A 19,383-nucleotide genomic window follows, 5' to 3' on the forward strand; every position below is an offset into this window, starting at 1 on the left:
AATGCGGTTACGCTACGCACTCGTCGCGGCGGCGCGGCCGGCGCGCCCTTCCCGAACCCGCCGGCCCATCCGCGGCCGCCAGACGACCACTCGAAGGACCACCCCATATGTTTGCCTATGTCGGCTCGCGCACCACGCGCGAACGCAACGCGCGCGGCGAAGGGATCCGCGTGTTCCGCGTCGATCCCGCCAGCGGCGCGCTCGATCCGGTGCAGACCGTCGGCGATCTCGTGAATCCGTCGTACCTCGCGCTCGACGCGCGCGGCGAGCGGCTCTACAGCGTGCATGGCGATCTCAGCGACCTCAGCGCGTTCGCGATCGACCGCGCGAGCGGCCGCCTGAGCGCGCTGAACCGCGCGGGGACCGAGGGCCGCAATCCGGTCCACGTCGCGCTCGCGCCGGACGGCCGCCATGCGATCGTCTCGAACCACCTGGGCGCGAGCCTCGCGGTGCTGCCGGTCGCGGCCGACGGCGCGCTCGGCCCGCTCGCGCAGCGCGTCGTGCTGGACGGCCCGCCCGGCCCGCATCGCGTCGAGCAGCAGCAGGCGAAGCCGCACTTCAACCCGTTCTCGCCCGACGGCCGCTTCGTGCTGGTGCCGGACAAGGGCCTCGACCGGATCTTCGTGTTCCGCTTCGAGCGCGGGCGCCTGACGCCCGCCGGCGTGCCGTTCGTCGCCACGCGCGAGGCGGCCGGCCCGCGCCATCTGGCGTTCCACCCCACGGCGCCCTACGCGTGGTGCGTCAACGAACTCGATTCGACGGTGACCACCTACGCGTGGCAGGCGGCCAGCGGCGAGCTGGCGGCGCGGCAGATCGTGTCGACGCTGCCCGACACCTTCACCGGCAACAGCCGCGCGGCCGGCATCGAGGTGGACCGGCACGGCCGCTGCGTCTACGCCTCGAACCGCGGCGCCGACAGCATCGCGCTGTTCCACGTCGATCCCGCCAGCGGCCGCCTCGCGTTCGTCGAGGCGGTGCCGAGCGGCGGCCGCACGCCGCGCTTCTTCACGCTCTCGCCGGACGGGCGCTTCCTCTACGCGCTGAACGAGGACAGCGACAGCATCGTGGTGTTCTCGGTCGATGCCGCGAGCGGCCGCCTCGCGCCCACCGGCCTGACGGTCGCGACGGGCAGCCCGGTCTGCCTGGTGTTTTCGCGCGACGCCGGCTGAACCGGCGCGCGGCCGGCGCCGCTCGCGCCATGTGGCATTGCGCCGCATATCTGATGGCATCGTGCGCGCCACCCTCCCGCGCGCGCCGGCAGCCGCGCGGCGCGACTGCGGCACGACCCGCGCGCCGCCGCGGGGCGCCCCACGGTACGGCGCCCCGCGGCGGCCGCCCGCGGCCCGTCTTTTCGATAGACTGTGCGAATGTCGCGGCGCCGGAGCGGCTTTTCAGCCCGGCGCCGCGTTTTCGAGCCACAGGATTTCCCGATGAAGCAAGCCGTGTTGTCCCTCGCCGTCGCGTGCTGCACCGCGCTGCCGGCCCTTCCGTCCCATGCGCAGGCGTTCGACGATCGTTGTTTCGCGGTCGGCGACGTCGCCGCGCAGGTTTCCGGCTGGCGCAAGCGCGGCAAGACCCGGGCGCAGGCGCTCGCGCAGTCGCACAAGTATTACGGCGACGGCCCGGACAGCCAGGCGGTGGACAAGGCGATCGCGACCATCTACGCGGCGCCGACGCTGCCGAATCCCGATCAGGCCACCATGCTGGTCACGCAGGACTGCCTGCGGGACCAGCACGCGCGGCAGGCCCAACGCGGCCGCGCGGCCGCCTCGCCCGCGGCGCCGGCTTCGGCAGCGCGGCCGTGACGCGGCGCCGGCCGGCCTGAACACGCGCCTGAACTCACGCCTGACCCCGCACGCCGCCGCGCACGCGGCGCCCGTCACCGCAGCCCCCACCGGAGCGCCCGCATGGAAGCCCGCCTGATCGAGCAGCACGGCATCCGCATCGTCCACGTCAGCGCCGTGGCTACGCCCGTGCGCAGCCGCCAGGATGCGCTCGACCTGATGCTCGGCCACGGCCACCGCGATCTCGACGGTCTGGCGGTGGACGCCGCCTGCCTGCACCCCGATTTCCTCGTGCTGCGCACCGGGGTGGCCGGCGAACTGCTGCAGATGTTCGTCAACTACCACCTGCGGCTCGCGATCATCGGCGATTTCCGGGCAGTGGCGAGCGGCCCGCTGCACGATTTCATCGTCGAGAGCAACCGCGGCAACCAGGTCGCCTTCGTCGCCGATCTCGACGCCGCGCTCGCGCGGCTGATGCCGCTCGACTAGGCGCGCACGCGCCGCACGACGCGAAGCGGGACACGCATGCGATGCAAGCATGTCAGCCCGCCGTCGGATCGCTCGCGTATCATTCGATGCTGCCGTCGGCGCGATTCTCGCGCCGGCCGGCGAACGCACCACGCAGGTGCGCGAGTTCGCCGGCTTGCCATTCGACCCAGTCATCCAACACGCGACCCATGACGCTTTTGCCGCCGGAATCCATGGTGCCGGGCCCGCTCCTCGTCGTCGACGACGAGCCGACGATGCAGCGCCGGCTCACCACCATCCTGACCTCGCTCGGCTATGCCGACGACGCGCTGCTGTTCGCCGGCAGCCTCTCGGAAGCGCGCGCGATCCATGCCACGCAGCCGTACGCGATCGCGCTGGTCGACATCGGCCTGCCCGATGGCTCGGGCATCGAGCTGATCCGCGAATGGCACGAAGCCGACCCGGCGCTGCCGATCGTGGTGATCTCGGCCTGGAGCACCGGGCCGACCATCGTCGGCGCGCTGCAGGCCGGCGCGACCGGCTACCTGCTCAAGGAACGCGACGACATCGAGATCGCGCTGTCGATCCGCAGCGTGCTGCGCGGCGGCGCGCCGATCGATCCGTTCGTGGCGCGCTACATCCTCGACACCACCGTCAACGCGCCGCCGCCCGCGGCGCCCGTGACCCCGACCGGCGCCGTGACGCTGCCGTCGCGCGACGGCGCCCCGCCGGTGCGGCTCAGCCGCCGCGAGGTCGAGATTCTCGGTATCGTCAGCAAGGGACTGACCAATCGTGAAATCTCCGAGCTGCTGTCGCTGTCGCGGCTGACCGTCGAGTGCCACATCAAGAACATCTACAAGAAACTCGCGGTACGCTCGCGCACGCAGGCCGTCTTCGAGGCCCGCGCCCACGGGCTGCTGCCCTGACATCCGGCATGCAGGCGGCGTCAAACTGCGATCACAGTTCGGCCTCGGCGGCCTACGTCGACGTTGGCGCCGAAGCCGGCTTTGACGCCCGCACCGACGCGGCCGACCGCGTGCGCAGGCAGGCGGCGCGGCGCGAGATCGCGCAGGCATCGGCGGCGGCCTGGTGGCTTGTCACCGTCTCGCGGGCCGTGCTGCCGATGCCGGTGGTGACCGTCCTGCTGATCGGGCTCACCGCGTTCCTCGTCGCGCTGCTCGCGACGCCGGCCGACGCGTCCGCTCACGCGGCGGCGGACGGCGCCAACCCCACCGCCGAGGCCCGCAGCGATGCCGCCGAGGCCACGCCGCCGGCCGGCGCGTTGCCGCCCGTCTCGCCGTCCCCCCGCTCGCAGGCCGCCTCATTGCCGGCCTCATCCCCCGCCCTGTCGGCCGCCTCATCTCCAGGCATGTCCGTCGCCGCGTCGCCGCGCGCCACGCTGGCCGCTGCGCTCACGGCGACACCCGCGCCGGGGGCGCTCGTCCCCGCCGCGCTGCCGGGCAGCGACGCGCAACCCGGCACCACGGCGGGCGGCACGCCGGACGCGCCCGGCTGCCCGCTCGCCGTCGAAGCGGCGCGCGGCGCCTGGGACGCCGCCACGCCGCCCGCCGCGGGCTGGCGGCGCGTCACGCTGCCCGACGTCTGGACCTCGCGCTGGCCCGGCTTCGACGGCGTGGTCTGGTATCGCCTGGACTGGTCCGGCGCCTGCGGCGCCGGCGCGCCGCTCGCCGCCTTCATCGACTATCTGAACATGGCCGGCGCGGTCTATTTGAACGGCACGATGCTGGGACGCGACGCGCAACTCACCGAGCCGCTCAGCCGCGCCTGGAACATGCCGCGCTACTGGCTGCTGCCGGCACCGCTGCTGCACGCCGGCGCGCATGCCGGCAACACGCTGCTGATCCGCGTGTCGGGCCTCGCGGCCTACGCGCCCGGGCTGGGCCCGGTGCTGGTCGGGCCGCCCGAGGTGGTGGCGCGGCACTACGGCCATTCGCACCAGATCCGCCGCGACCTGCAGCTCTACAGCCTGGCCGTCACCTCCACGCTCGGCTGCTTCTTCGTGGTGCTGTGGCTGATGCGGCGGCGCGAGAGCGTGTACGGCTGGTTCGGCCTGCAGTCGCTCGCCTGGTGGTGCTTCCAGGTGAACCAGGCGGCCACCACGCCGTGGCCATTCACGAGCACCGACGGCTGGGAGGCCGCGATGTCGGTGGCCGTGGTGCTGTTCGCCAGCAGCTTCGCGATGTTCACGCTGCGCTTCGCGAGCCGCCGCTACGCGCGCCTCGAGGCCGTGCTGTGGGCGCTCGCGGCGGCGCAGGCGGCGGCCATGCTGGCCACGCCGCATGCCGCGATCGAAACCGTGCGCGCCGTGATCGCGCTGATCCCGGCGGCCACCTTCATCGGCTGCTGCGGCGCGTTCATCGTGTTCTCGCTGCGCCGCCCGCGCGCGGACCGGCTCGCGCTGTCGGCCTGCATGCTGATCTTCATCGCGGCCTGCCTGCACGACATCCTGACCTTCCTCGGCGTGCTGACCGACAACGTCTACTACACCTCGATCGCCGCCCAGTTCGAGATGATCGGCATGGCGCTCGTGCTGGCCTGGCGGTTCGTCACGAACCTGCGGCGCATCGAGCAGTTCAACGACGAGCTGACGGGCGCCGTGGCCGACGCGAAACGCGACCTGCGCGACACGCTCGATCGCGAACACGCGCTGCAGGTCGCCAACGCGCGCCTGAACGAGCGCCTGAGCCTCGCGCAGGACCTGCACGACGGGCTCGGCGGCACGCTGGTGTCGAGCATCATCACGCTCGAGCACGCGCCGCACGACATGCCGCCCGCGCGCTTCCTCGGCATCCTCAAGGAACTGCGCGACGACCTGCGCATCATCATCGATTCGGCCGCGCTCGACCATGCCGGCACGCGCTCGCTCGAAGGCTTCATCGCGCCGCTGCGCCACCGGCTCGCGCGCGCGTTCGAGGCGCAGGACATCGACTGCCGCTGGCGGCTCGACGGCATCGACACGCTGCACCTGCCGAACGCCGTCTGCCTCGACCTGATGCGCATCCTGCAGGAAGCGGCCACCAACGCGCTGCGCCACAGCGGCGCGACGCGCATCGAGATCGGCCTCGCGCACGACGACGCGAGCGGACTGCGCCTCACGGTGGCCGACAACGGACACGGCTTCAATCCCGACGCGCCCACGCTGCACGGCGGGATCGGCATGCGCAGCCTGCGCGCGCGGGTCGGCCGGCTGGGCGGGCAATTGCGGATCGATTCGGGCGCGGGCGGCACGACGATCGCGATCGAGATCGCCGGCCTCAGCTCGGACTGACGCGGCGCGCGAGCCCCGCCACGGCGCCGCCGCCGGCACGGTTCGGCGCCATACCCATTTCGGGGTATGGGCACCTGTTTTGCGGATTGCTAATCTGGCCGCTCATTCGGTTGCGAATGCAATGCATCGCGGATCGGGCGAACCCGCCGCACGGGCCGACACCGGCGACGGGCTGGCGCTGCCTGGCAACGCACCGAATGAGATGGGCGAACGCGTCCTGAAGACACGCGCCGCCCGTCATTCTCTGGCTCGGGGCGATGGCCGGCCGGCGCAGCGGCGTCGGCCGGGATCGCTCGCCAACTCCCGCTCGCCCCGCGCCGCCTTCGTCCTTTCCCTAACCCCGCCTTGCTTTGTGTCGAACTCGCTCGGCACGCCCGCGCGCGAAATCGTGCGAAGACACCGATGCAATGCGGCGGCATTCCGCTTCGGCTCCCTGAGCGACGCCTCCGCCTTCATTCCCGCCTTCATTCCCGCCTTCGTTCCGGCCTTCGTTCCGGCCCGCGCGGCCGGGATACAATCCGTCTCGTGCCGGCCCCGCACCGGCGGCAGGCCGCGCCCCGTGCAGGCGAGCAGCCGGCGGCACGCACCGCACACGACACAAGTCACACGACGCCCGGCCCCGCGAACCCGCGCCGCGGCATTCGCCGAAAGTTTTTTCGATCTCCTGTAACCCGGACGACGCATGGAGCGAACTCAAGATGGCGGCGCTCGACAACAGGCCGAGCAGGCGCTGCGGCAATGGCTGCTGGCGGGCCTCGACGGCGACGAGGCCGCCTACCGGCGCTTCCTGAGCGCCCTGTCGGCGCACCTGCGCGGCTTCGTGCGGCGCCGGCTCGCGAGCCGGCCCGCCGACGTCGAGGATCTGGTGCAGGAAATCCTGCTCGCGGTCCACGACAAGCGGCACACGTATCGCGCCGGCGAGCCGCTGACGGCCTGGATCCACGCGATCGCGCGCTACAAGCTGATCGACTATTTCCGCGCCTGGTCGAGGCAGGACGCGCTGAACGAAAGCTTCGACGACGAGTCGGAGTGGATCGCGGCGTCGGAGCTGGAGCCGTCCGAGGCCCGGCGCGATCTCGGCAAGCTGCTCGACACGCTGCCGGACCGGCAGCGCCTGCCGATCGTGCATGTGAAGCTCGAAGGGTTGTCCGTGGCCGAAACGGCACGGATGACGGGCCTGTCCGAATCGGCCGTGAAGATCGGAGTACACCGCGGCCTGAAGGCGCTGGCCGCGAAGATTCGGGGAACACGATGAAAACCGACGATCTGATATCGATGCTGGCCACGGGCGTGACGCCCGTGGACCCGCGCTTGCCGGCCAGGCGCTTCGCGACGGCGCTCGCGATCGGCGCGGCCGGCGCGCTGCTGCTGATGGCGGCGCTGCTCGGCGTGCGCCGCGATCTCGCCGAGGTCGCGCTCACGCCGCTGTTCTGGGCCAAGGTCGCGCTGCCGCTCGTGATCGCGATCGGCGCGCTCGCCACGCTGGCGCGGCTCGCCCGACCCGGTGCGCGCGCCGGCCGCCCGAGCCTGCTGATCGCCGCGCCGGTGGCGGTGGTCTGGATCGCCGCGCTGGCCGTGCTGGCCGCCGCGCCGGCCGGCGAGCGGCTCGCGCTCGTGCTCGGCTCGACCTGGAAGGTCTGTCCGTCGCTGATCGCGCTGCTGTCGGTGCCGGGCTTCGTGGCGACCTTTTCCGCGCTGCGCAGCCTCGCGCCCACCCGCCTGCGGCTGGCGGGCGCCGTGGGCGGCCTGCTGGCGGGCGCCGTCGCGACGCTCGTCTACTGCCTGCATTGCCCGGAGATGGGCGTGCCGTTCTGGGGCGTCTGGTATCTGCTCGGCATGCTGGCGCCGACCGCCGTGGGCGCCGTTATCGGGCCGCGCGTGCTGCGCTGGTGATGGCGCGCGGCCGCGTTGCGGCGTCGCCCCGCCCGCGCATCGGTTGATTCCGCCGCGGCGGCACGACTGCCGCGGCGGGCGCCGCGATTCACACCACACCGCGCTCCCCGCCTCGCTCAAGCCCGCGCCGCCACGCCAGGCGCGGGCTCCACCCAGCGGCGCGCATAAGCCAGCATCGCCGCGAAGCTGGCGAGAAAGGCCAACCCGCCCACCATCAGCAGCCCCGTCTCGCCGACGAGCGGCAGCAGGTTCGTCAGCAGGCCCGTCACGACCCACGCCACCGCCATCACCGAGCCGGCCACGCCGAGCGCCCAGCCCTGCCGCCCGGCCTCGACCGCGTCGGAATACGCGGTGTAGATGGTCGTATAGGCAACCATGTCGAAACAGCCCACCACCATGCCGAGCGCCCACAGCGCGTGCTCGGCCGGCAGCAGCGCCGAGAGGATCTGCGCCGCGCCCGCGGCCAGCAGGCCGGCCGCCGCGATCGTCACCACCCGCCAGCGCCGCAGCATCAAGCGCACCACCACGCCGAGCCCGAACACGAACGCCACGCCGATCAGGCCGCTGAACAGGCCGAGCCGCGCGCTCGTGTAGTGAAAGCGCGTCTGCATCACGAGCATGATGGTCTGCAGGTAGAGCCCGTAGCCGACCTGCATCAGGAAGAACACCGCGCTCAGCATCGCCACGCGCCGGTGCCGGGCCGCCTCGCGCAGCGTGCGCAGCGGCAGCAGCCAGTCGAGGCGGGCCTGGCCGCGCGGCGCCGCCGTGTCGGGCCACGCGCGCCTCAGCCATGCGCCGCAGGCGGCCGCGAGCACGGCCACCAGCAGGAACGGCGTGCCATAGCCGAGGCCCGGCGCGAGCGCGCGATCCGACGCGATGCCGCCCAGCACCGGCCCCACGATCACGCCCGCACTGAACGCCATCGACATCACGCTCATGTCGCGCGCCTTGGTGCGCGGCGTGGCGAGGTCGCCGATCGCCGCCTGCGCGATGCCCTGGCAGCCGGCCATCAGGCCGCTCAGGCCGCGCCCGGCCAGCAGCAGCGCGAGGCTCGGCAGCCAGGCGCCGAGCGCCATCAGCAGATAGGCGAGCGCGAGGCCGCGCACGCAGGCCAGCATGACCTTGCGGCGGCCGTGGCGGTCCGACAGCTCGCCCAGCAGCGACGAGCCGAACAGCATGCAGAACGGATAGATGCCGTAGCCGAGCCCGAGCACGAAGTTGCGCAGCGCCGGGCTGGTCGCGGCCGCCACGAGGCCCGAGCGCGGATCGGAGAAGATCGCGGCCATGATCGGATAGACGAGGCCGAAGCCCATCGCGTCGATCGCGATCGCGAGCAGGCAGGGGCCGAGGTGCTTCAGGTTCAGGGTGGACATGGATGGGGCGCGCGAAGTGGAAACGAGCGCCCACGTTAGCGGCCGGCCCGCGCGCCCGGTAGGCGCGGTCCGCCGATGTCAGTCATCGCGCGATTCGATGAATCGGGATGCGCGCGAGCCGGCTCGCGTCAACCGGCCTCGCGCACCATCGCGGGCAGCGCCGCCTCGAGCAGTTCGAGGACGATCCGCGTCTTGGCCGGCAGCGGTCGCGCGACCGGCAGCAGCGCGTGCAGGTCGAAGCCGGGCACCGTGAAGCCGGGCAGCAGGCGCACCAGCCGGCCCGCCGCCAGCGCCTCCGCGCAGACGATTTCCTGCAGCACGCCGATCCCGGCGCCGCGCAGCAGCAGTTCGCGCACCGGCCCCCAGTGGCTCGCCGTCGCGACGACGTTGATCGGCGCCGCGCACGCGCCCGCCGCCGCGCGCAGCGGCAGCTGGCCGTCGGCGAACAGCCCGGCCACCGCCAGGAACGGATGGCGGACCAGACCGGCCGGCTCGTCCGGGCAGCCGCGCGCCGCCAGATAGGCGGGCGCGGCCACCAGCAGGCGCCGCACGTGGCCGAGCCGCCGCGCCACGAAATTCCCGTTGCCGACGGCGCCCAGGCGCAGCGAGAGATCGACGCCCTCGGTCACCGGATCGGTCGGCTCGTCGTTGAGGATCAGCTCGACGTGCCAGTCGGGGTGCCGCTCGCGCAGCACGGCCAGCACGCCCGGCAGCACCGCGTCGCCGAGCCCGTGCGGCGCGGCGATGCGGATGCGCCCGCGCGCGGCGGCGCGCTCCGGCATCACGGCCGCCTGCGCCTCCTCGGCGGCGTCGAGCACGAGCTTGCTCTTCTGGTAAAAGGCGACGCCCTCGTCGGTACACGACACGGCGCGCGTGCTGCGCAGCAGCAGACGCACGCCGAGATGGCGTTCGAGCCGCTCGATGCGGTCGCTGACCGCCGGCTGCCCGAGCCCGAGATCCTTAGCGGCGCGCGACAGGTTCCCCCGCTCGACGACCCGCACGAACACCCGCATTGCCGCCAGCAAATCCATCGCGTCCTCATGTCGTTCAAGTCGTGAACCCCGCGCACGGCGCGGCGGGCCATCAGCATAGCCGACGCGGCGGCCGGGCCGGGCCGGCCGAAAGCGGTCCGTTCTTTCCGTTATCCGCGCACATTGCCGTTCCCACTGAATCGCCCGGACAACTTCATAAATGCGCGAATAGCGGCGGACTAGACTGTCCGTGCCGGAGCATCGGCACCACGGCCAGCCCGAGAACGCGTTCCGATCGACGAACCGCCGGGCGGCGGCCCTCGCGCCGCCAACGATTCCTATCAGAAAGACTGGAGACAACGATGATCATCTATGGAACCGCCCTGCTCGCGTTCTGCCATCTCGCGGGCCTCTTTCTCGGCGACCTGCTGGGCGCCGCGATCGGCGTGAAGACCAACGTCGGCGGCGTCGGCATCGCGATGCTGCTGCTGATCGTGCTGCGCATCTGGCTGCACCGGCGCGGCTGGCTGCCGAAGGAGACCGAATCCGGCGTGACGTTCTGGGGCGCGATGTACATCCCGGTGGTGGTGGCGATGGCGGCCAACCAGAACGTGCTGGCCGCGCTCAAGGGCGGCCCGGTCGCACTGATCGCCGCGGTGGGCGCGGTGGCGATCTGCGCCTGCTGCATCGCGGTGCTCTCGCGCATCGGCAACGACGACTCGGCACTCGTGCCGGCCGAGCAATAAGCGGAGGCCGCCATGCTTGCCATGCTCGAAAAAATCGTTGCGCACAACGGCCTCATCGCCGCGTTCGCGCTCGTCGGCATCGTGATGTGGGTGTCGGCCACGCTGTCGCGCAACCTCACGCGCGGCCGCGTCCACGGCTCCGCGATCGCGATCCTGATCGGTCTCGTGCTCGCCTATGTCGGCGGCGTCGCCACGCACGGCGAGAAAGGCATCGCCGACATCCCGCTGTTCGCCGGCATCGGCGTGATGGGCGGGGCGATGCTGCGCGATTTCGCGATCGTCGCGACCGCGTTCGAGGTGCAGGCCACCGAGGCGCGCCGCGCCGGCCTGATCGGCGTGCTGTCGCTGCTGCTCGGCACGGTGCTGCCGTTCATCGTCGGCGCGCTGGTGGCGCGCGCGTTCGGCTACACCGACGCCGTCAGCATGACGACGATCGGCGCCGGCGCGGTGACCTACATCGTCGGCCCGGTGACGGGCGCCGCGATCGGCGCGAGTTCCGACGTGATCGCGCTGAGCATCGCCACCGGACTCGTGAAGGCCATCATCGTGATGGTCGGCACGCCGCTCGCGGCCGGCTTCCTCGGCCTGCGCACGCCGCGCTCGGCGATGATCTTCGGCGGGCTGGCCGGCACCGTCAGCGGCGTGACGGCGGGCCTCGCCGCCACCGACCGGCGCCTGGTGCCCTACGGCGCGCTGATCTCGACGTTCCATACCGGCGTGGGCTGCCTGCTCGGGCCGTCGGTGCTGTACTTCGCGACGCGGGCGATCGTGGGCGGGTGAGCACGGCGGCGTGGACCGCACGGCGGGGCCGTCGACGGCGCCGCCATCGTCGCCGCGCTGCCTTGCCGGCGCCCGGCTCGCGTGCCGCCCGCGTGCTCGGGCGTGATCGGCCGGCATTCCGCCGGTCGCGTCGCCCGCACCGCCAGGCTCGATCGTAACGCTCCCGCTTTCCCTTATCGCCCCTGTCGCCGATGTCCGCTCCGCCCGTCCCCCGTCATTCCGCTTCGCGCCCGTCGCCGCCGCTGCCCGAGCACGAGCGCCGCGACCTGCAGTTGAAACACCATCTGGCGTTCGCGCGGCTGCGCGCCGACTGCCGCGATCCGGCGCCGCTCGCCGTACTCGCCAACGTGATCCGGCTCGCATGGCAGCTGCGGGACGTGGCGTCGACGCCCTCGCTCGCGCTGCTGTGCCGGCGCGCGGAGCAGGCTCTCGAAGGGGCGTTTCTGCGCGGCGCGCCTTATCGCCTCGACGCCATGCAGCGCGATGCGATCGGCCTGCTCCTCGCGCTGCACGACGCGCAACTGGCGACACTGACGATCGATCGCTACCTCGATGCCTGGCGTGCGATCCGGGCGGCGCCGCCGGCGCCCCCCGAGGGCGACCGCCGGAAACGGCGGGCAAGGGAAGGCGGGCTGCCCGGCGTGAGGCCGACGCGCGTCACGGGAGAGCCGATATCCCGTGGCACGCCGGCTGTCAGACGGGCGTGCGGCGATGCCTCGAGCGGCGCGGCTCACCCGCCGAGCGGCGGGTCGGCGTGATCAATTGTGCCAATTGGTCAGCGTTCCGTTTTTAAACCAGAAAAACAGCCCGTTCCCATAACCTTTCTTGTCGTGAACGTCCGCCACGTTCTTGGCCTGATTGACCGTGGACATGCCGGGAATCATGCCGGAAGCCATCGACAGCAGATTGTTTCCCGATTGATTCTTTTCATAGACCCAGGTGTCGGAGTTGTTGGCATCGGTACTCTTGCTATCGGGCTCGCCATACATCGAATAAATATCGTGCTGCGTGGTTTTGCCAATCACGACGTGCTGCTTGATCCAGGCCGGATCGAATTTCTCGTTTCCGCCGATCCCGAGCCCGTCCATGTTCTGGCATGCCGACAGGAGAGCGAATACTGCGATCGCAAGAATCTTTCTCATCGTTCTTTTCCTTTAAGTTTATTGAAACGCGTTCGCGGTGAGGCTTTCAAATCACCCGTTTGACTGGCGACAGCATTGTATACGAATGTAATGAGGTGTAAATATCCGTTATTCGGACGTCACCCGCGAGTAATTTTTTCAGGTATTTATTTCCCGAATTCCGGTAAATCAGTCCGATGACTTCGACGGAATTACCGATTTGGCCGGAACCCGATACGATGCGCGCGTCCGGTGAACCGGCCAGACGATGCGGCGCGGCGGCACCGGCACGGCGCTGCCGCGCCGCGCCGCGCGCATCGCGGGTGGACCGTTGCGATTACAACCATTCCGGCGGTCCTGGCCGCCGCCGCTTTCGCCCCCCATCGCGCGATCGCGGCCGCGGCCCGCCGGACGGCCCGCATCGAAGCGGCGCGAGACGGCTGCCGGCGCATGCCGTGACCGGCGCGCCGGCCGTTCGATCGCCTCCGCACGCCGCGCCGGCTCATGCGCGCATCGACGGCAGCCCACCGAACATGTTCCAATTCGAAACCGGGCATGCCGACCGCGAACGGACGAGGTTGCCGCCACCCGCATCGCCGGATCGGCGCAGGCCCGTATGCAACGCGCGCCATGTTCCCGACGCCATTACGAAGGTCTTTCGATTCCAACCATGACGCGGTCTTCCTCCCAATCGGCGCTGCTCTGGATCGTGGCCGCCGGCTTCTTCATGCAGGCGCTCGACACGACCATCGTCAACACGGCGCTGCCGTCGATCGCGCGCGCGTTCGGCGAGGACACGCTGTCGATGCGCTCGATCGTGGTGGCCTACGTGCTGACCATGGCGATCCTCACGCCCGCCTCCGGCTGGCTCGCCGACCGCTACGGCACGCGCTCGGTCTACTTCGCCGCGATCCTCGTGTTCGCGATCGGCTCGCTCGCCTGCGCGGGTTCGCAGACGTCGCAGCAACTGGTGATCGCGCGCATCGTGCAGGGCGTGGGCGGCTCGATGCTGCTGCCGGTCGGGCGCCTCGCCGTGCTGCGCAGCGTGCCCGGCGAGGGCTACGTGACGGCGCTCGCGTTCATCTCGGTGGCGGGCCAGGTCGGGCCGATCATCGGGCCGACGCTCGGCGGCTGGTTCGCGCAATCGCTGTCGTGGCGGTGGATCTTCTTCGTCAACGTGCCGATCGGCGCGCTCGGCCTGCTGGCGGTGCGGCGCTACCTGCCATCGGACCGGCTCGACGAGCGGCGGCCGTTCGACCTGGTCGGCTGCACGCTGCTCTCGCTCGCGATGCTGGCCAGCTCGCTCGCGCTCGACATGCCGGCGCGCACGGCGCGCGCCGCCTGGATCGTCGCGGCCACGCTCGCCGCGGTGTGCGCGGTGTCCGGCTACCTCGCGCATGCCCGGCGCCGCGCGCAGCCGCTGTTCCGGCTCGGCCTGTTCGCCGAGCGCAACTTCGGCACCGGCCTGGTGGGCAACCTGACGTGCCGGATCGGCACCAGCGCCGTGCCGTTCCTGCTGCCGCTGCAGATGCAGCTCGGCTTCGGCTATTCGCCGCTGCACGCGGGGCTGGTGATGCTGCCCGCCGCGGTGGCCGGCGCGGTCTCCAAGCGCTGGATCGCGCCGCTCGTGCGCCGCTTCGGCTACGTGTCGTTCCTGCGCGTCAACACGCTGATCGTCGGCGCGTCGATCCTCGGCTTCGCCACGCTCTCGCCGCACACGCCGCTCGCGCTCGACGTGCTGCTGCTGGGCGCGTTCGGCGCGGCCACCTCGATGCAGTTCGCGGCGATGAACAGCGTCACGCTGAAGGATCTCTCGCATCGCGACGCGAGCAGCGGCAACGGCCTGTTCTCGATGGTGCAGATGCTCGCGACCAGCCTGGGCGTGTCGGTGGGCGGCGGCTTCGCGAGCCTGCTGGCCGGCCATCGCGCGAACGGCGAGTTGTTCGGGATCCAGATGAGCTTCCTGCTGATGGGCGCGATCACGCTCGCGTCCACGTTCGTGTTCGGCAGGCTCGACCTGAAGCCGGCCGTGGCCGGCACGCGCGGCACCTGAGGCGGCACCCGAGGCGGCACGGAAGCCGGATCAAGGTCGACCTCGCGGCGCAGCGGCGCGCGCGGCAAGGAACCATCGAGGCGACGGCCGAAGCGCGCGCCGCCGTCCGCCTCAGCGCGGCTGCCGGCAGTATCCGGCGAGCCGCTCGAGAAAGCGCAGGCATTCGCCGAGTTCGTCGGCCGTCACGTATTCGTCGGCGCGATGCGCGCGCGAGATCGCGCCCGGCCCGCACACCACGGCCGGAATTCCGGTCGCCTGGAACAGTCCGCCCTCGGTGCCGAACGACAGCGTGACCTCCTCGCGATCGTCGCCGAGCAGGTCGGCGCAGAGCGACTTCAGCGCGAGCGACGTGGCGTCGTCGCGCAGTCCCGGATAGGCCGACAGCGCCTCCAGCTCGATCGCCGCGTCGGCCGACACGCGGCGCATCTCGGGCAGCAGCGTGCCGTTCGCGAAGCCGGTGAACGCCTCGACGATGCGCTCGCCGTCCGCGCCCGCCAACTCGCGGATCTCGAAGTCGAACGTGCAGCGGTCGGGCACCACGTTCACGGCCACGCCGCCCTCGATGGTGCCGGTCTGCACCGTGGTCCACGGCGGATCGAAGCGCGCGTCGCGGGTGCCGTCGGCCTGCATGGCACGCGCGCTGCCGCGCAGCGCGGTAACCAGTTCCGCCGCGTATTCGATCGCGTTGACGCCGAGCTGCGGCTGCGCCGAGTGGCCCGCGAGCCCGCGCACGCAGCAGCGATAGGCGCGCTTGCCCTTGTGCGCCGACGCGAGCCGCATCTGCGTCGGCTCGCCGACGATGCAGCCGATCGGCCGCGCCGCGTCCACCGCCAGCTCGTCGAGCAGGTCGCGCACGCCCACGCAGCCGATCTCCTCGTCGTAGCTGATGGCGATGTGGACCGGCAGCGCCAGCGGCTCGGCCACGAACGCCGGCACCGCCGCCAGCACGCAGGCGAGGAAGCCCTTCATGTCCGAGGTGCCGCGCCCGTACAGGCGCCCGTTGCGCCCGGTCAGCACGAACGGATCGGTGCTCCACGGCTGGCCCGCCACCGGCACCACGTCGGCGTGGCCGGACAGGCAGATGCCGCCGCGCCCGCGCGGCCCGATGGTGGCGTAGAGGTTGGCGCGCGTGCCGTCGGCGTGCGGCACGCGCCGCGACGCGACGCCGAACCCGCGCAGGTACGATTCGACGAACCCGATCAGGTCGAGATTCGGCTGGCGGCTCAGGGTGCAAAACCCGACCAGCGTCGCGAGCAGGCTGACGGCGTCGTTCATGGTGTCGGGCTCCGGTTCAGGGCTTGACCGCGATCACGTCCACCTCGACCAGCCACTCCGGGCGCGCCAGCGCCGTCACGGTCAACCCCGTGGACACCGCGTGGACGCCCTTCAGCCAGCGCCCGATCACGCGATAGACGGCCTCCCGGTAGCGCACGTCGGTCAGGTAGATGGTGACCTTGCAGATGTCCTCGAGCTTGCTGCCGGCTTCCTCCAGCAGCATCTTGACGTTGGCCATCGCGCGCTCGGCCTGGGCCGCCGCGTCGCCGACGCCGACCGACTCCGAGGTGTCGAGGTCCTGGCCGATCTGGCCGCGCAGGAACACCATCCTGCCGGCCACCACGGCCTGCGCGAGATCGTTGTCGAGCGCCTGCTCGGGATAGGTGTCGCGCGTGTTGAACGGGCGGATGCGGGTATGTTCCATGGTTGGCTTGCCTTGCGGGTCTGGGCGGGTCCGGCACGGACCCGGGTTGCGAAAGGGCGGACCGGGGCGCACGCGTCAATGCGTGAGTATCCGCGAAAGAAACTGCCGCGCGCGCGCCGACTGCGGCCCGTCGAAGAAGCGCGCGGCGTCGGCGTCCTCGACGATCGCGCCGCGCTCCATGAAGATCACGCGGTCGGCCACGCGCCGCGCGAAGCCCATCTCGTGCGTGACAACCATCATCGTCATGCCGTCGCGGGCCAGGTCGACCATCACGTCGAGCACCTCGTTGACCATTTCGGGGTCGAGCGCCGAGGTGGGCTCGTCGAACAGCATCGCGCGCGGGTCCATCGCCAGCGCGCGCACGATCGCCACGCGCTGCTGCTGGCCGCCCGACAGGCCGGCCGGATACTTGCCGGCGTGCGCCTTCAGCCCGACCCGGTCGAGCAGCGCGAGGGCTCGCTCGCGCGCCGCGTCGCGCGGCCGGCCCAGCACCTTGACCTGCGGCATCGCGAGGTTGTCGAGCACGCTCAGGTGCGCAAACAGCTCGAAATGCTGGAACACCATGCCGACCTTCGCGCGCAGCGCGGCGAGCCGCGTCGAGGCGGCGCCCACCGACACGCCGTCCACCATGATCCGGCCGGACTGGAACGGCTCCAGCCCGTTCACGCACTTGATCAGCGTGCTCTTGCCGGAGCCGGACGGCCCGCACACCACCACCACCTGTCCGGCCTCGACGCGGGTGGAGCAGTCGTCGAGCACCTGGAACGCGCCGTAGCGCTTGCTGACCTGCCGGATCTCGATCATCGCGAGCCTCGCCTTCAGTCGCGCGAGTCGAAATAGCCGGCGCGGATCGCGCTGCCGATCAGGTTCAGGATCAGCCGGCCCGCCGTGATGCACGAGATCTGGTTGACGTCCTTCTCGGGCTGGATCTCGACGATGTCCATGCCCACCACGCGGCCCTTCCTGACGAGCCCGTGGATCAGCTTGCGCGCCTGCACGAAGGTCACGCCGCCCGGCGCGGGGCCGGCCACGCCCGGCATCACCGACGGGTCGAGCCCGTCCGCGTCGATCGTCAGGTAGTAGTTGCCGCCGTCGGGAATCCGCTCGAGCACGGCGTCCATGCCGACGTCGTGCAGCTCGTAGGCGGTGACGAGTTCCGAGCCGTAGGCGCGCGCCGCGCGCAGCTCCTCGGGCCGCGCGCTGCCCTGCGCGCGCAAGCCGATCTGCACGATCCTCGCCACGTGCTTCATCTCGGAGGCGCGGCGGATCGGGCTCGACAGCCCCTCGCGCACGCCGTTCACCTCGTCGCGCCAGTCAAGGTGCGCATCGACATGGACCAGCGTGATCGGCGCGAGCGAATCGAACGCGCGCAGCACCGGGGTGGTGATGCCGTGGTCGCCGCCCATCACGATCGGCAGCGCGCCGGCCGCGAGGATCTTGCGCACGGCCGCTTCGACGCGCTCGTAGTGGCTGCCCGGCGCCGCCAGATCGGCGATCACGTCGCCGCAATCGACGAAGCGGATGTCGTCGCGCTCCTGCAGCAGCGGGCCGTCGATGTCGAAATCGTAATGGCCGGGCGAGCGCACCACGCGGTCGGTGGCCTGGCGGATCGCGGTGGGCGCGTTGGTCTGGTCGTTGGTGAAGTCGGCCGCCGAATAGGCGGCGCCATACGGCATGCCGAGCACGGCGATGTCGGCCTCCAGGCGGTCCAGGTCCAGCGCGAGTTGCGCGTACAGCAGCGTCTTGTGGCCGGTGCGCGGTGCGACGGTCAGGGGCGGGTTCATGATCAGGAATCCTCTTTATGCAATGGATGTCGGTTGGCGCTCGGGCGCTTCGGTGAATGCCGGATCAGGCGCGGCGGTAGCGCGTGGCCACGCGCTCGGCCCACTGTCCGGCGACGTCGAGCAGCACGCTGCACGACCAGTAGATGAAGGCGGTGGTGCCGAGCACCTCGACGTAGGCGAAGGTGTCGGCGGTCAGCAGGTTGCTCTGGTAGGTCAGCTCGGCCAGGCTCATCACCGAGAAGATCGACGAGTCCTTGAACATCATGATCGTGAGGCTGGTGGTGGCCGGCGCGAGAAAGCCGACGATCTGCGGCAGCACCACGTGGCGCTGCACCTGCAGCGCGCTCAGCCCGAGCGAGCGCGCCGCCTGCAGCTGGCCGTGCGCGAGGCTCGCGAGCGCGGCGCGCAGGATCTCGCAGAAGTAGCCGCCGGTGTAGAACGCGGTGGCCGCCACGCCGATCGCGAAGGCCGGCACCATCAGGCCGAGCTTCGGCAGGCCGAAGAAGCTGAGGTAGACGAGGATCAGGAACGGCACGTTGCGCACCACCTCGACGTAGGCGAGCGAGCCGGCGCGCAGCAGCCGGAACAGCCACGCGCCGCCGGGCAGCGTGCGGCAGTAGGCGGCCACCGTGCCCGCCACGATGCCGAGCGGAATGCCGAGCACGCAGACCTGCGCGGTCACCTTCAGCCCCTCGAGCAGCGGCGGCACGGCGGCGGTGACGATCGAGAAATCAATGGACATGGGGCAACATCCGGGCAAGGCGGCGCTCGACGCCGCGCGAGGCCGACGAGACGAGCAGCAGGATCACGAAATAGACGGCGGCCGTGGCCGTGAACACCTCGAGCGGCTGGTTGGTCTGCAGCGTCGCGTCGCGCGCCACGGTGGCGAGATCGTGGACGGCGATGATCGACATCAGCGACGAGGCCTTCAGCAGCATCGTGAATTCGCTCGTCAGCGGCGGCACCGAGCGCATGAACAGCTGCGGGAACACGACGTGGCGCCAGACCTGCACCGGCGACATGCCGAGCGCATGCGCCGCCGGGATCTGCCCGCGGCCCAGCGAATGCAGCGCGCCGCGCAGGATCTCCGAGATGTAGGCGGCGGTGTTCAGCGTCAGCGCGAGGATGCCCGCCTGCAGCGGCGAGAGCGTGATGTCGAGCAGCGCGGGCAGCACGTAGTACGCCACCAGCATCTGGATCAGCGCCGGCACGCCGCGAATCACGCTCACGTAGCCGATCACGGCGGCCGCCGCCACGCGCCCGCCGTGCCGGCGCAGCAGCAACAGCAGCGCGCCGAGCACGAGGCCGAGCGCGAACGCGGCCACGCTCGCCGCGAGCGTGGTGGCCGCGCCGGCCGCCACGTCGTGCAGGAACGGCGCGAGCGCGGCGGTATCGATCAGCGCAGCGGACGGCATGATCGGC

21 protein-coding genes are annotated in these 19,383 nt (G+C 71.4%); 11 read left to right on the plus strand and 10 right to left on the minus strand.

The genetic code is table 11. The features are described 5' to 3' along the window. Window positions 1-107 precede the first annotated feature (107 nt). The 3 genes from bpln_RS30160 to bpln_RS30170 all read left to right on the plus strand — a co-directional run bounded on the left by bpln_RS30160 (window position 108) and on the right by bpln_RS30170 (window position 2,273). The gene (locus tag bpln_RS30160; protein ID WP_055140871.1) at window positions 108-1,169 is read left to right on the plus strand and encodes a lactonase family protein; all 1,062 of its coding nucleotides are present in this window, start codon (window positions 108-110) and stop codon (window positions 1,167-1,169) included. A 261-nt stretch (window positions 1,170-1,430) separates the two neighbouring features. Beyond that, complete coding sequence (locus bpln_RS30165) at window positions 1,431-1,805, plus strand: hypothetical protein (RefSeq protein ID WP_055140872.1); 375 nt, start codon at window positions 1,431-1,433, stop codon at window positions 1,803-1,805. Window positions 1,806-1,907: 102 nt separating this feature from the next. Next, on the plus strand, window positions 1,908-2,273 hold the full coding sequence (locus tag bpln_RS30170; RefSeq protein WP_055140873.1) for a DUF4180 domain-containing protein: 366 nt from the start codon (window positions 1,908-1,910) through the stop codon (window positions 2,271-2,273). 79 nt (window positions 2,274-2,352) lie between these two features. Here the strand turns inward: bpln_RS30170 and bpln_RS38225 are convergent, their stop codons facing one another. After that, the gene (locus bpln_RS38225) at window positions 2,353-2,487 is read right to left on the minus strand and encodes a hypothetical protein (RefSeq protein WP_275472444.1); all 135 of its coding nucleotides are present in this window, start codon (window positions 2,485-2,487) and stop codon (window positions 2,353-2,355) included. Between bpln_RS38225 and bpln_RS30175 the strand changes: the two genes are divergently transcribed. The 4 genes from bpln_RS30175 to bpln_RS30190 all read left to right on the plus strand — a co-directional run bounded on the left by bpln_RS30175 (window position 2,462) and on the right by bpln_RS30190 (window position 7,434). Further along, window positions 2,462-3,178, plus strand: coding sequence for a response regulator transcription factor (locus tag bpln_RS30175; protein WP_055140874.1), 717 nt, complete (start codon window positions 2,462-2,464; stop codon window positions 3,176-3,178). The two genes, bpln_RS38225 and bpln_RS30175, sit on opposite strands and share 26 nt — an antisense overlap. 8 nt (window positions 3,179-3,186) lie before the next feature. Then, window positions 3,187-5,541: a sensor histidine kinase gene (locus bpln_RS30180; protein WP_082465488.1), complete on the plus strand. Its 2,355-nt coding sequence runs from the start codon at window positions 3,187-3,189 to the stop codon at window positions 5,539-5,541. Window positions 5,542-6,223: 682 nt separating this feature from the next. Beyond that, window positions 6,224-6,796 carry a sigma-70 family RNA polymerase sigma factor gene (locus tag bpln_RS30185; RefSeq protein ID WP_042628777.1) on the plus strand — a complete coding sequence of 191 codons (573 nt, stop codon included), beginning with the start codon at window positions 6,224-6,226 and terminating at the stop codon, window positions 6,794-6,796. Further along, window positions 6,793-7,434 (plus strand): DUF1109 domain-containing protein, encoded by a 642-nt coding sequence (locus bpln_RS30190; protein ID WP_042628778.1) that lies wholly within the window; start codon window positions 6,793-6,795, stop codon window positions 7,432-7,434. Before bpln_RS30185 ends, bpln_RS30190 begins: the two co-directional genes overlap by 4 nt. A gap of 116 nt (window positions 7,435-7,550) precedes the next feature. Here the strand turns inward: bpln_RS30190 and bpln_RS30195 are convergent, their stop codons facing one another. Further along, window positions 7,551-8,807: an MFS transporter gene (locus bpln_RS30195; protein ID WP_055140875.1), complete on the minus strand. Its 1,257-nt coding sequence runs from the start codon at window positions 8,805-8,807 to the stop codon at window positions 7,551-7,553. Between the two features lie 128 nt (window positions 8,808-8,935). Beyond that, window positions 8,936-9,838, minus strand: coding sequence for a LysR family transcriptional regulator (locus bpln_RS30200; protein ID WP_055140876.1), 903 nt, complete (start codon window positions 9,836-9,838; stop codon window positions 8,936-8,938). A 302-nt stretch (window positions 9,839-10,140) separates the two neighbouring features. On the opposite strand from bpln_RS30200, the gene madL reads away from it, so the two are divergent. From madL to bpln_RS30215, 3 genes are all read left to right on the plus strand, one after another. After that, window positions 10,141-10,524: a malonate transporter subunit MadL gene (gene madL, locus bpln_RS30205; RefSeq protein ID WP_042628781.1), complete on the plus strand. Its 384-nt coding sequence runs from the start codon at window positions 10,141-10,143 to the stop codon at window positions 10,522-10,524. Between the two features lie 12 nt (window positions 10,525-10,536). Further along, on the plus strand, window positions 10,537-11,304 hold the full coding sequence (madM, locus tag bpln_RS30210; protein WP_042628782.1) for a malonate transporter subunit MadM: 768 nt from the start codon (window positions 10,537-10,539) through the stop codon (window positions 11,302-11,304). Between the two features lie 191 nt (window positions 11,305-11,495). Next, the gene (locus tag bpln_RS30215) at window positions 11,496-12,062 is read left to right on the plus strand and encodes a hypothetical protein (protein ID WP_055140877.1); all 567 of its coding nucleotides are present in this window, start codon (window positions 11,496-11,498) and stop codon (window positions 12,060-12,062) included. Here bpln_RS30215 and bpln_RS30220 read toward each other — a convergent pair whose 3' ends face one another. Continuing rightward, complete coding sequence (locus tag bpln_RS30220) at window positions 12,063-12,446, minus strand: hypothetical protein (protein ID WP_123863832.1); 384 nt, start codon at window positions 12,444-12,446, stop codon at window positions 12,063-12,065. Between the two features lie 649 nt (window positions 12,447-13,095). Here bpln_RS30220 and bpln_RS30225 point away from each other — a divergent pair. Next, window positions 13,096-14,478 carry a DHA2 family efflux MFS transporter permease subunit gene (locus bpln_RS30225; RefSeq protein WP_042628784.1) on the plus strand — a complete coding sequence of 461 codons (1,383 nt, stop codon included), beginning with the start codon at window positions 13,096-13,098 and terminating at the stop codon, window positions 14,476-14,478. Between the two features lie 111 nt (window positions 14,479-14,589). Here bpln_RS30225 and argE read toward each other — a convergent pair whose 3' ends face one another. From argE to bpln_RS30255, 6 genes are all read right to left on the minus strand, one after another. After that, a complete protein-coding gene (argE, locus tag bpln_RS30230) occupies window positions 14,590-15,753 on the minus strand; it encodes an acetylornithine deacetylase (protein ID WP_055140878.1) in 1,164 nt (387 codons plus the stop codon). 16 nt (window positions 15,754-15,769) lie between these two features. After that, window positions 15,770-16,177 (minus strand): RidA family protein, encoded by a 408-nt coding sequence (locus bpln_RS30235; protein ID WP_042628786.1) that lies wholly within the window; start codon window positions 16,175-16,177, stop codon window positions 15,770-15,772. A 75-nt stretch (window positions 16,178-16,252) separates the two neighbouring features. Then, window positions 16,253-16,981: an amino acid ABC transporter ATP-binding protein gene (locus tag bpln_RS30240; RefSeq protein ID WP_042628787.1), complete on the minus strand. Its 729-nt coding sequence runs from the start codon at window positions 16,979-16,981 to the stop codon at window positions 16,253-16,255. Between the two features lie 14 nt (window positions 16,982-16,995). Continuing rightward, on the minus strand, window positions 16,996-17,961 hold the full coding sequence (locus bpln_RS30245) for an agmatinase (protein ID WP_042628788.1): 966 nt from the start codon (window positions 17,959-17,961) through the stop codon (window positions 16,996-16,998). A 64-nt stretch (window positions 17,962-18,025) separates the two neighbouring features. Then, window positions 18,026-18,703 (minus strand): amino acid ABC transporter permease, encoded by a 678-nt coding sequence (locus bpln_RS30250; protein WP_042628789.1) that lies wholly within the window; start codon window positions 18,701-18,703, stop codon window positions 18,026-18,028. After that, entirely contained in the window at window positions 18,693-19,376 is a 684-nt protein-coding gene (locus tag bpln_RS30255; protein ID WP_042628790.1) for an amino acid ABC transporter permease, read from the minus strand. Before bpln_RS30255 ends, bpln_RS30250 begins: the two co-directional genes overlap by 11 nt. Window positions 19,377-19,383 lie beyond the last annotated feature (7 nt).

The organism is Burkholderia plantarii, assembly GCF_001411805.1.
In the GTDB taxonomy this organism is placed as follows: Bacteria; Pseudomonadota; Gammaproteobacteria; order Burkholderiales; family Burkholderiaceae; genus Burkholderia; species Burkholderia plantarii.

Coding starts and splice junctions, on each gene's coding strand:
- bpln_RS30185 (WP_042628777.1), top strand. CDS start 6,224: ATGGAGCGAACTCAAGATGGCGGCGCTCGACAACAGGCCGAGCAGGCG.
- bpln_RS30190 (WP_042628778.1), top strand. CDS start 6,793: ATGAAAACCGACGATCTGATATCGATGCTGGCCACGGGCGTGACGCCC.
- bpln_RS30170 (WP_055140873.1), top strand. CDS start 1,908: ATGGAAGCCCGCCTGATCGAGCAGCACGGCATCCGCATCGTCCACGTC.
- bpln_RS30195 (WP_055140875.1), bottom strand. CDS start 8,807: ATGTCCACCCTGAACCTGAAGCACCTCGGCCCCTGCCTGCTCGCGATC.
- bpln_RS30165 (WP_055140872.1), top strand. CDS start 1,431: ATGAAGCAAGCCGTGTTGTCCCTCGCCGTCGCGTGCTGCACCGCGCTG.
- bpln_RS30175 (WP_055140874.1), top strand. CDS start 2,462: ATGACGCTTTTGCCGCCGGAATCCATGGTGCCGGGCCCGCTCCTCGTC.
- bpln_RS30240 (WP_042628787.1), bottom strand. CDS start 16,981: ATGATCGAGATCCGGCAGGTCAGCAAGCGCTACGGCGCGTTCCAGGTG.
- bpln_RS30250 (WP_042628789.1), bottom strand. CDS start 18,703: ATGTCCATTGATTTCTCGATCGTCACCGCCGCCGTGCCGCCGCTGCTC.
- argE (WP_055140878.1), bottom strand. CDS start 15,753: ATGAACGACGCCGTCAGCCTGCTCGCGACGCTGGTCGGGTTTTGCACC.
- madL (WP_042628781.1), top strand. CDS start 10,141: ATGATCATCTATGGAACCGCCCTGCTCGCGTTCTGCCATCTCGCGGGC.
- bpln_RS30160 (WP_055140871.1), top strand. CDS start 108: ATGTTTGCCTATGTCGGCTCGCGCACCACGCGCGAACGCAACGCGCGC.
- bpln_RS30235 (WP_042628786.1), bottom strand. CDS start 16,177: ATGGAACATACCCGCATCCGCCCGTTCAACACGCGCGACACCTATCCC.
- madM (WP_042628782.1), top strand. CDS start 10,537: ATGCTTGCCATGCTCGAAAAAATCGTTGCGCACAACGGCCTCATCGCC.
- bpln_RS30180 (WP_082465488.1), top strand. CDS start 3,187: ATGCAGGCGGCGTCAAACTGCGATCACAGTTCGGCCTCGGCGGCCTAC.
- bpln_RS30225 (WP_042628784.1), top strand. CDS start 13,096: ATGACGCGGTCTTCCTCCCAATCGGCGCTGCTCTGGATCGTGGCCGCC.
- bpln_RS30255 (WP_042628790.1), bottom strand. CDS start 19,376: ATGCCGTCCGCTGCGCTGATCGATACCGCCGCGCTCGCGCCGTTCCTG.
- bpln_RS38225 (WP_275472444.1), bottom strand. CDS start 2,487: ATGGATTCCGGCGGCAAAAGCGTCATGGGTCGCGTGTTGGATGACTGG.
- bpln_RS30215 (WP_055140877.1), top strand. CDS start 11,496: ATGTCCGCTCCGCCCGTCCCCCGTCATTCCGCTTCGCGCCCGTCGCCG.
- bpln_RS30245 (WP_042628788.1), bottom strand. CDS start 17,961: ATGAACCCGCCCCTGACCGTCGCACCGCGCACCGGCCACAAGACGCTG.
- bpln_RS30220 (WP_123863832.1), bottom strand. CDS start 12,446: ATGAGAAAGATTCTTGCGATCGCAGTATTCGCTCTCCTGTCGGCATGC.
- bpln_RS30200 (WP_055140876.1), bottom strand. CDS start 9,838: ATGGATTTGCTGGCGGCAATGCGGGTGTTCGTGCGGGTCGTCGAGCGG.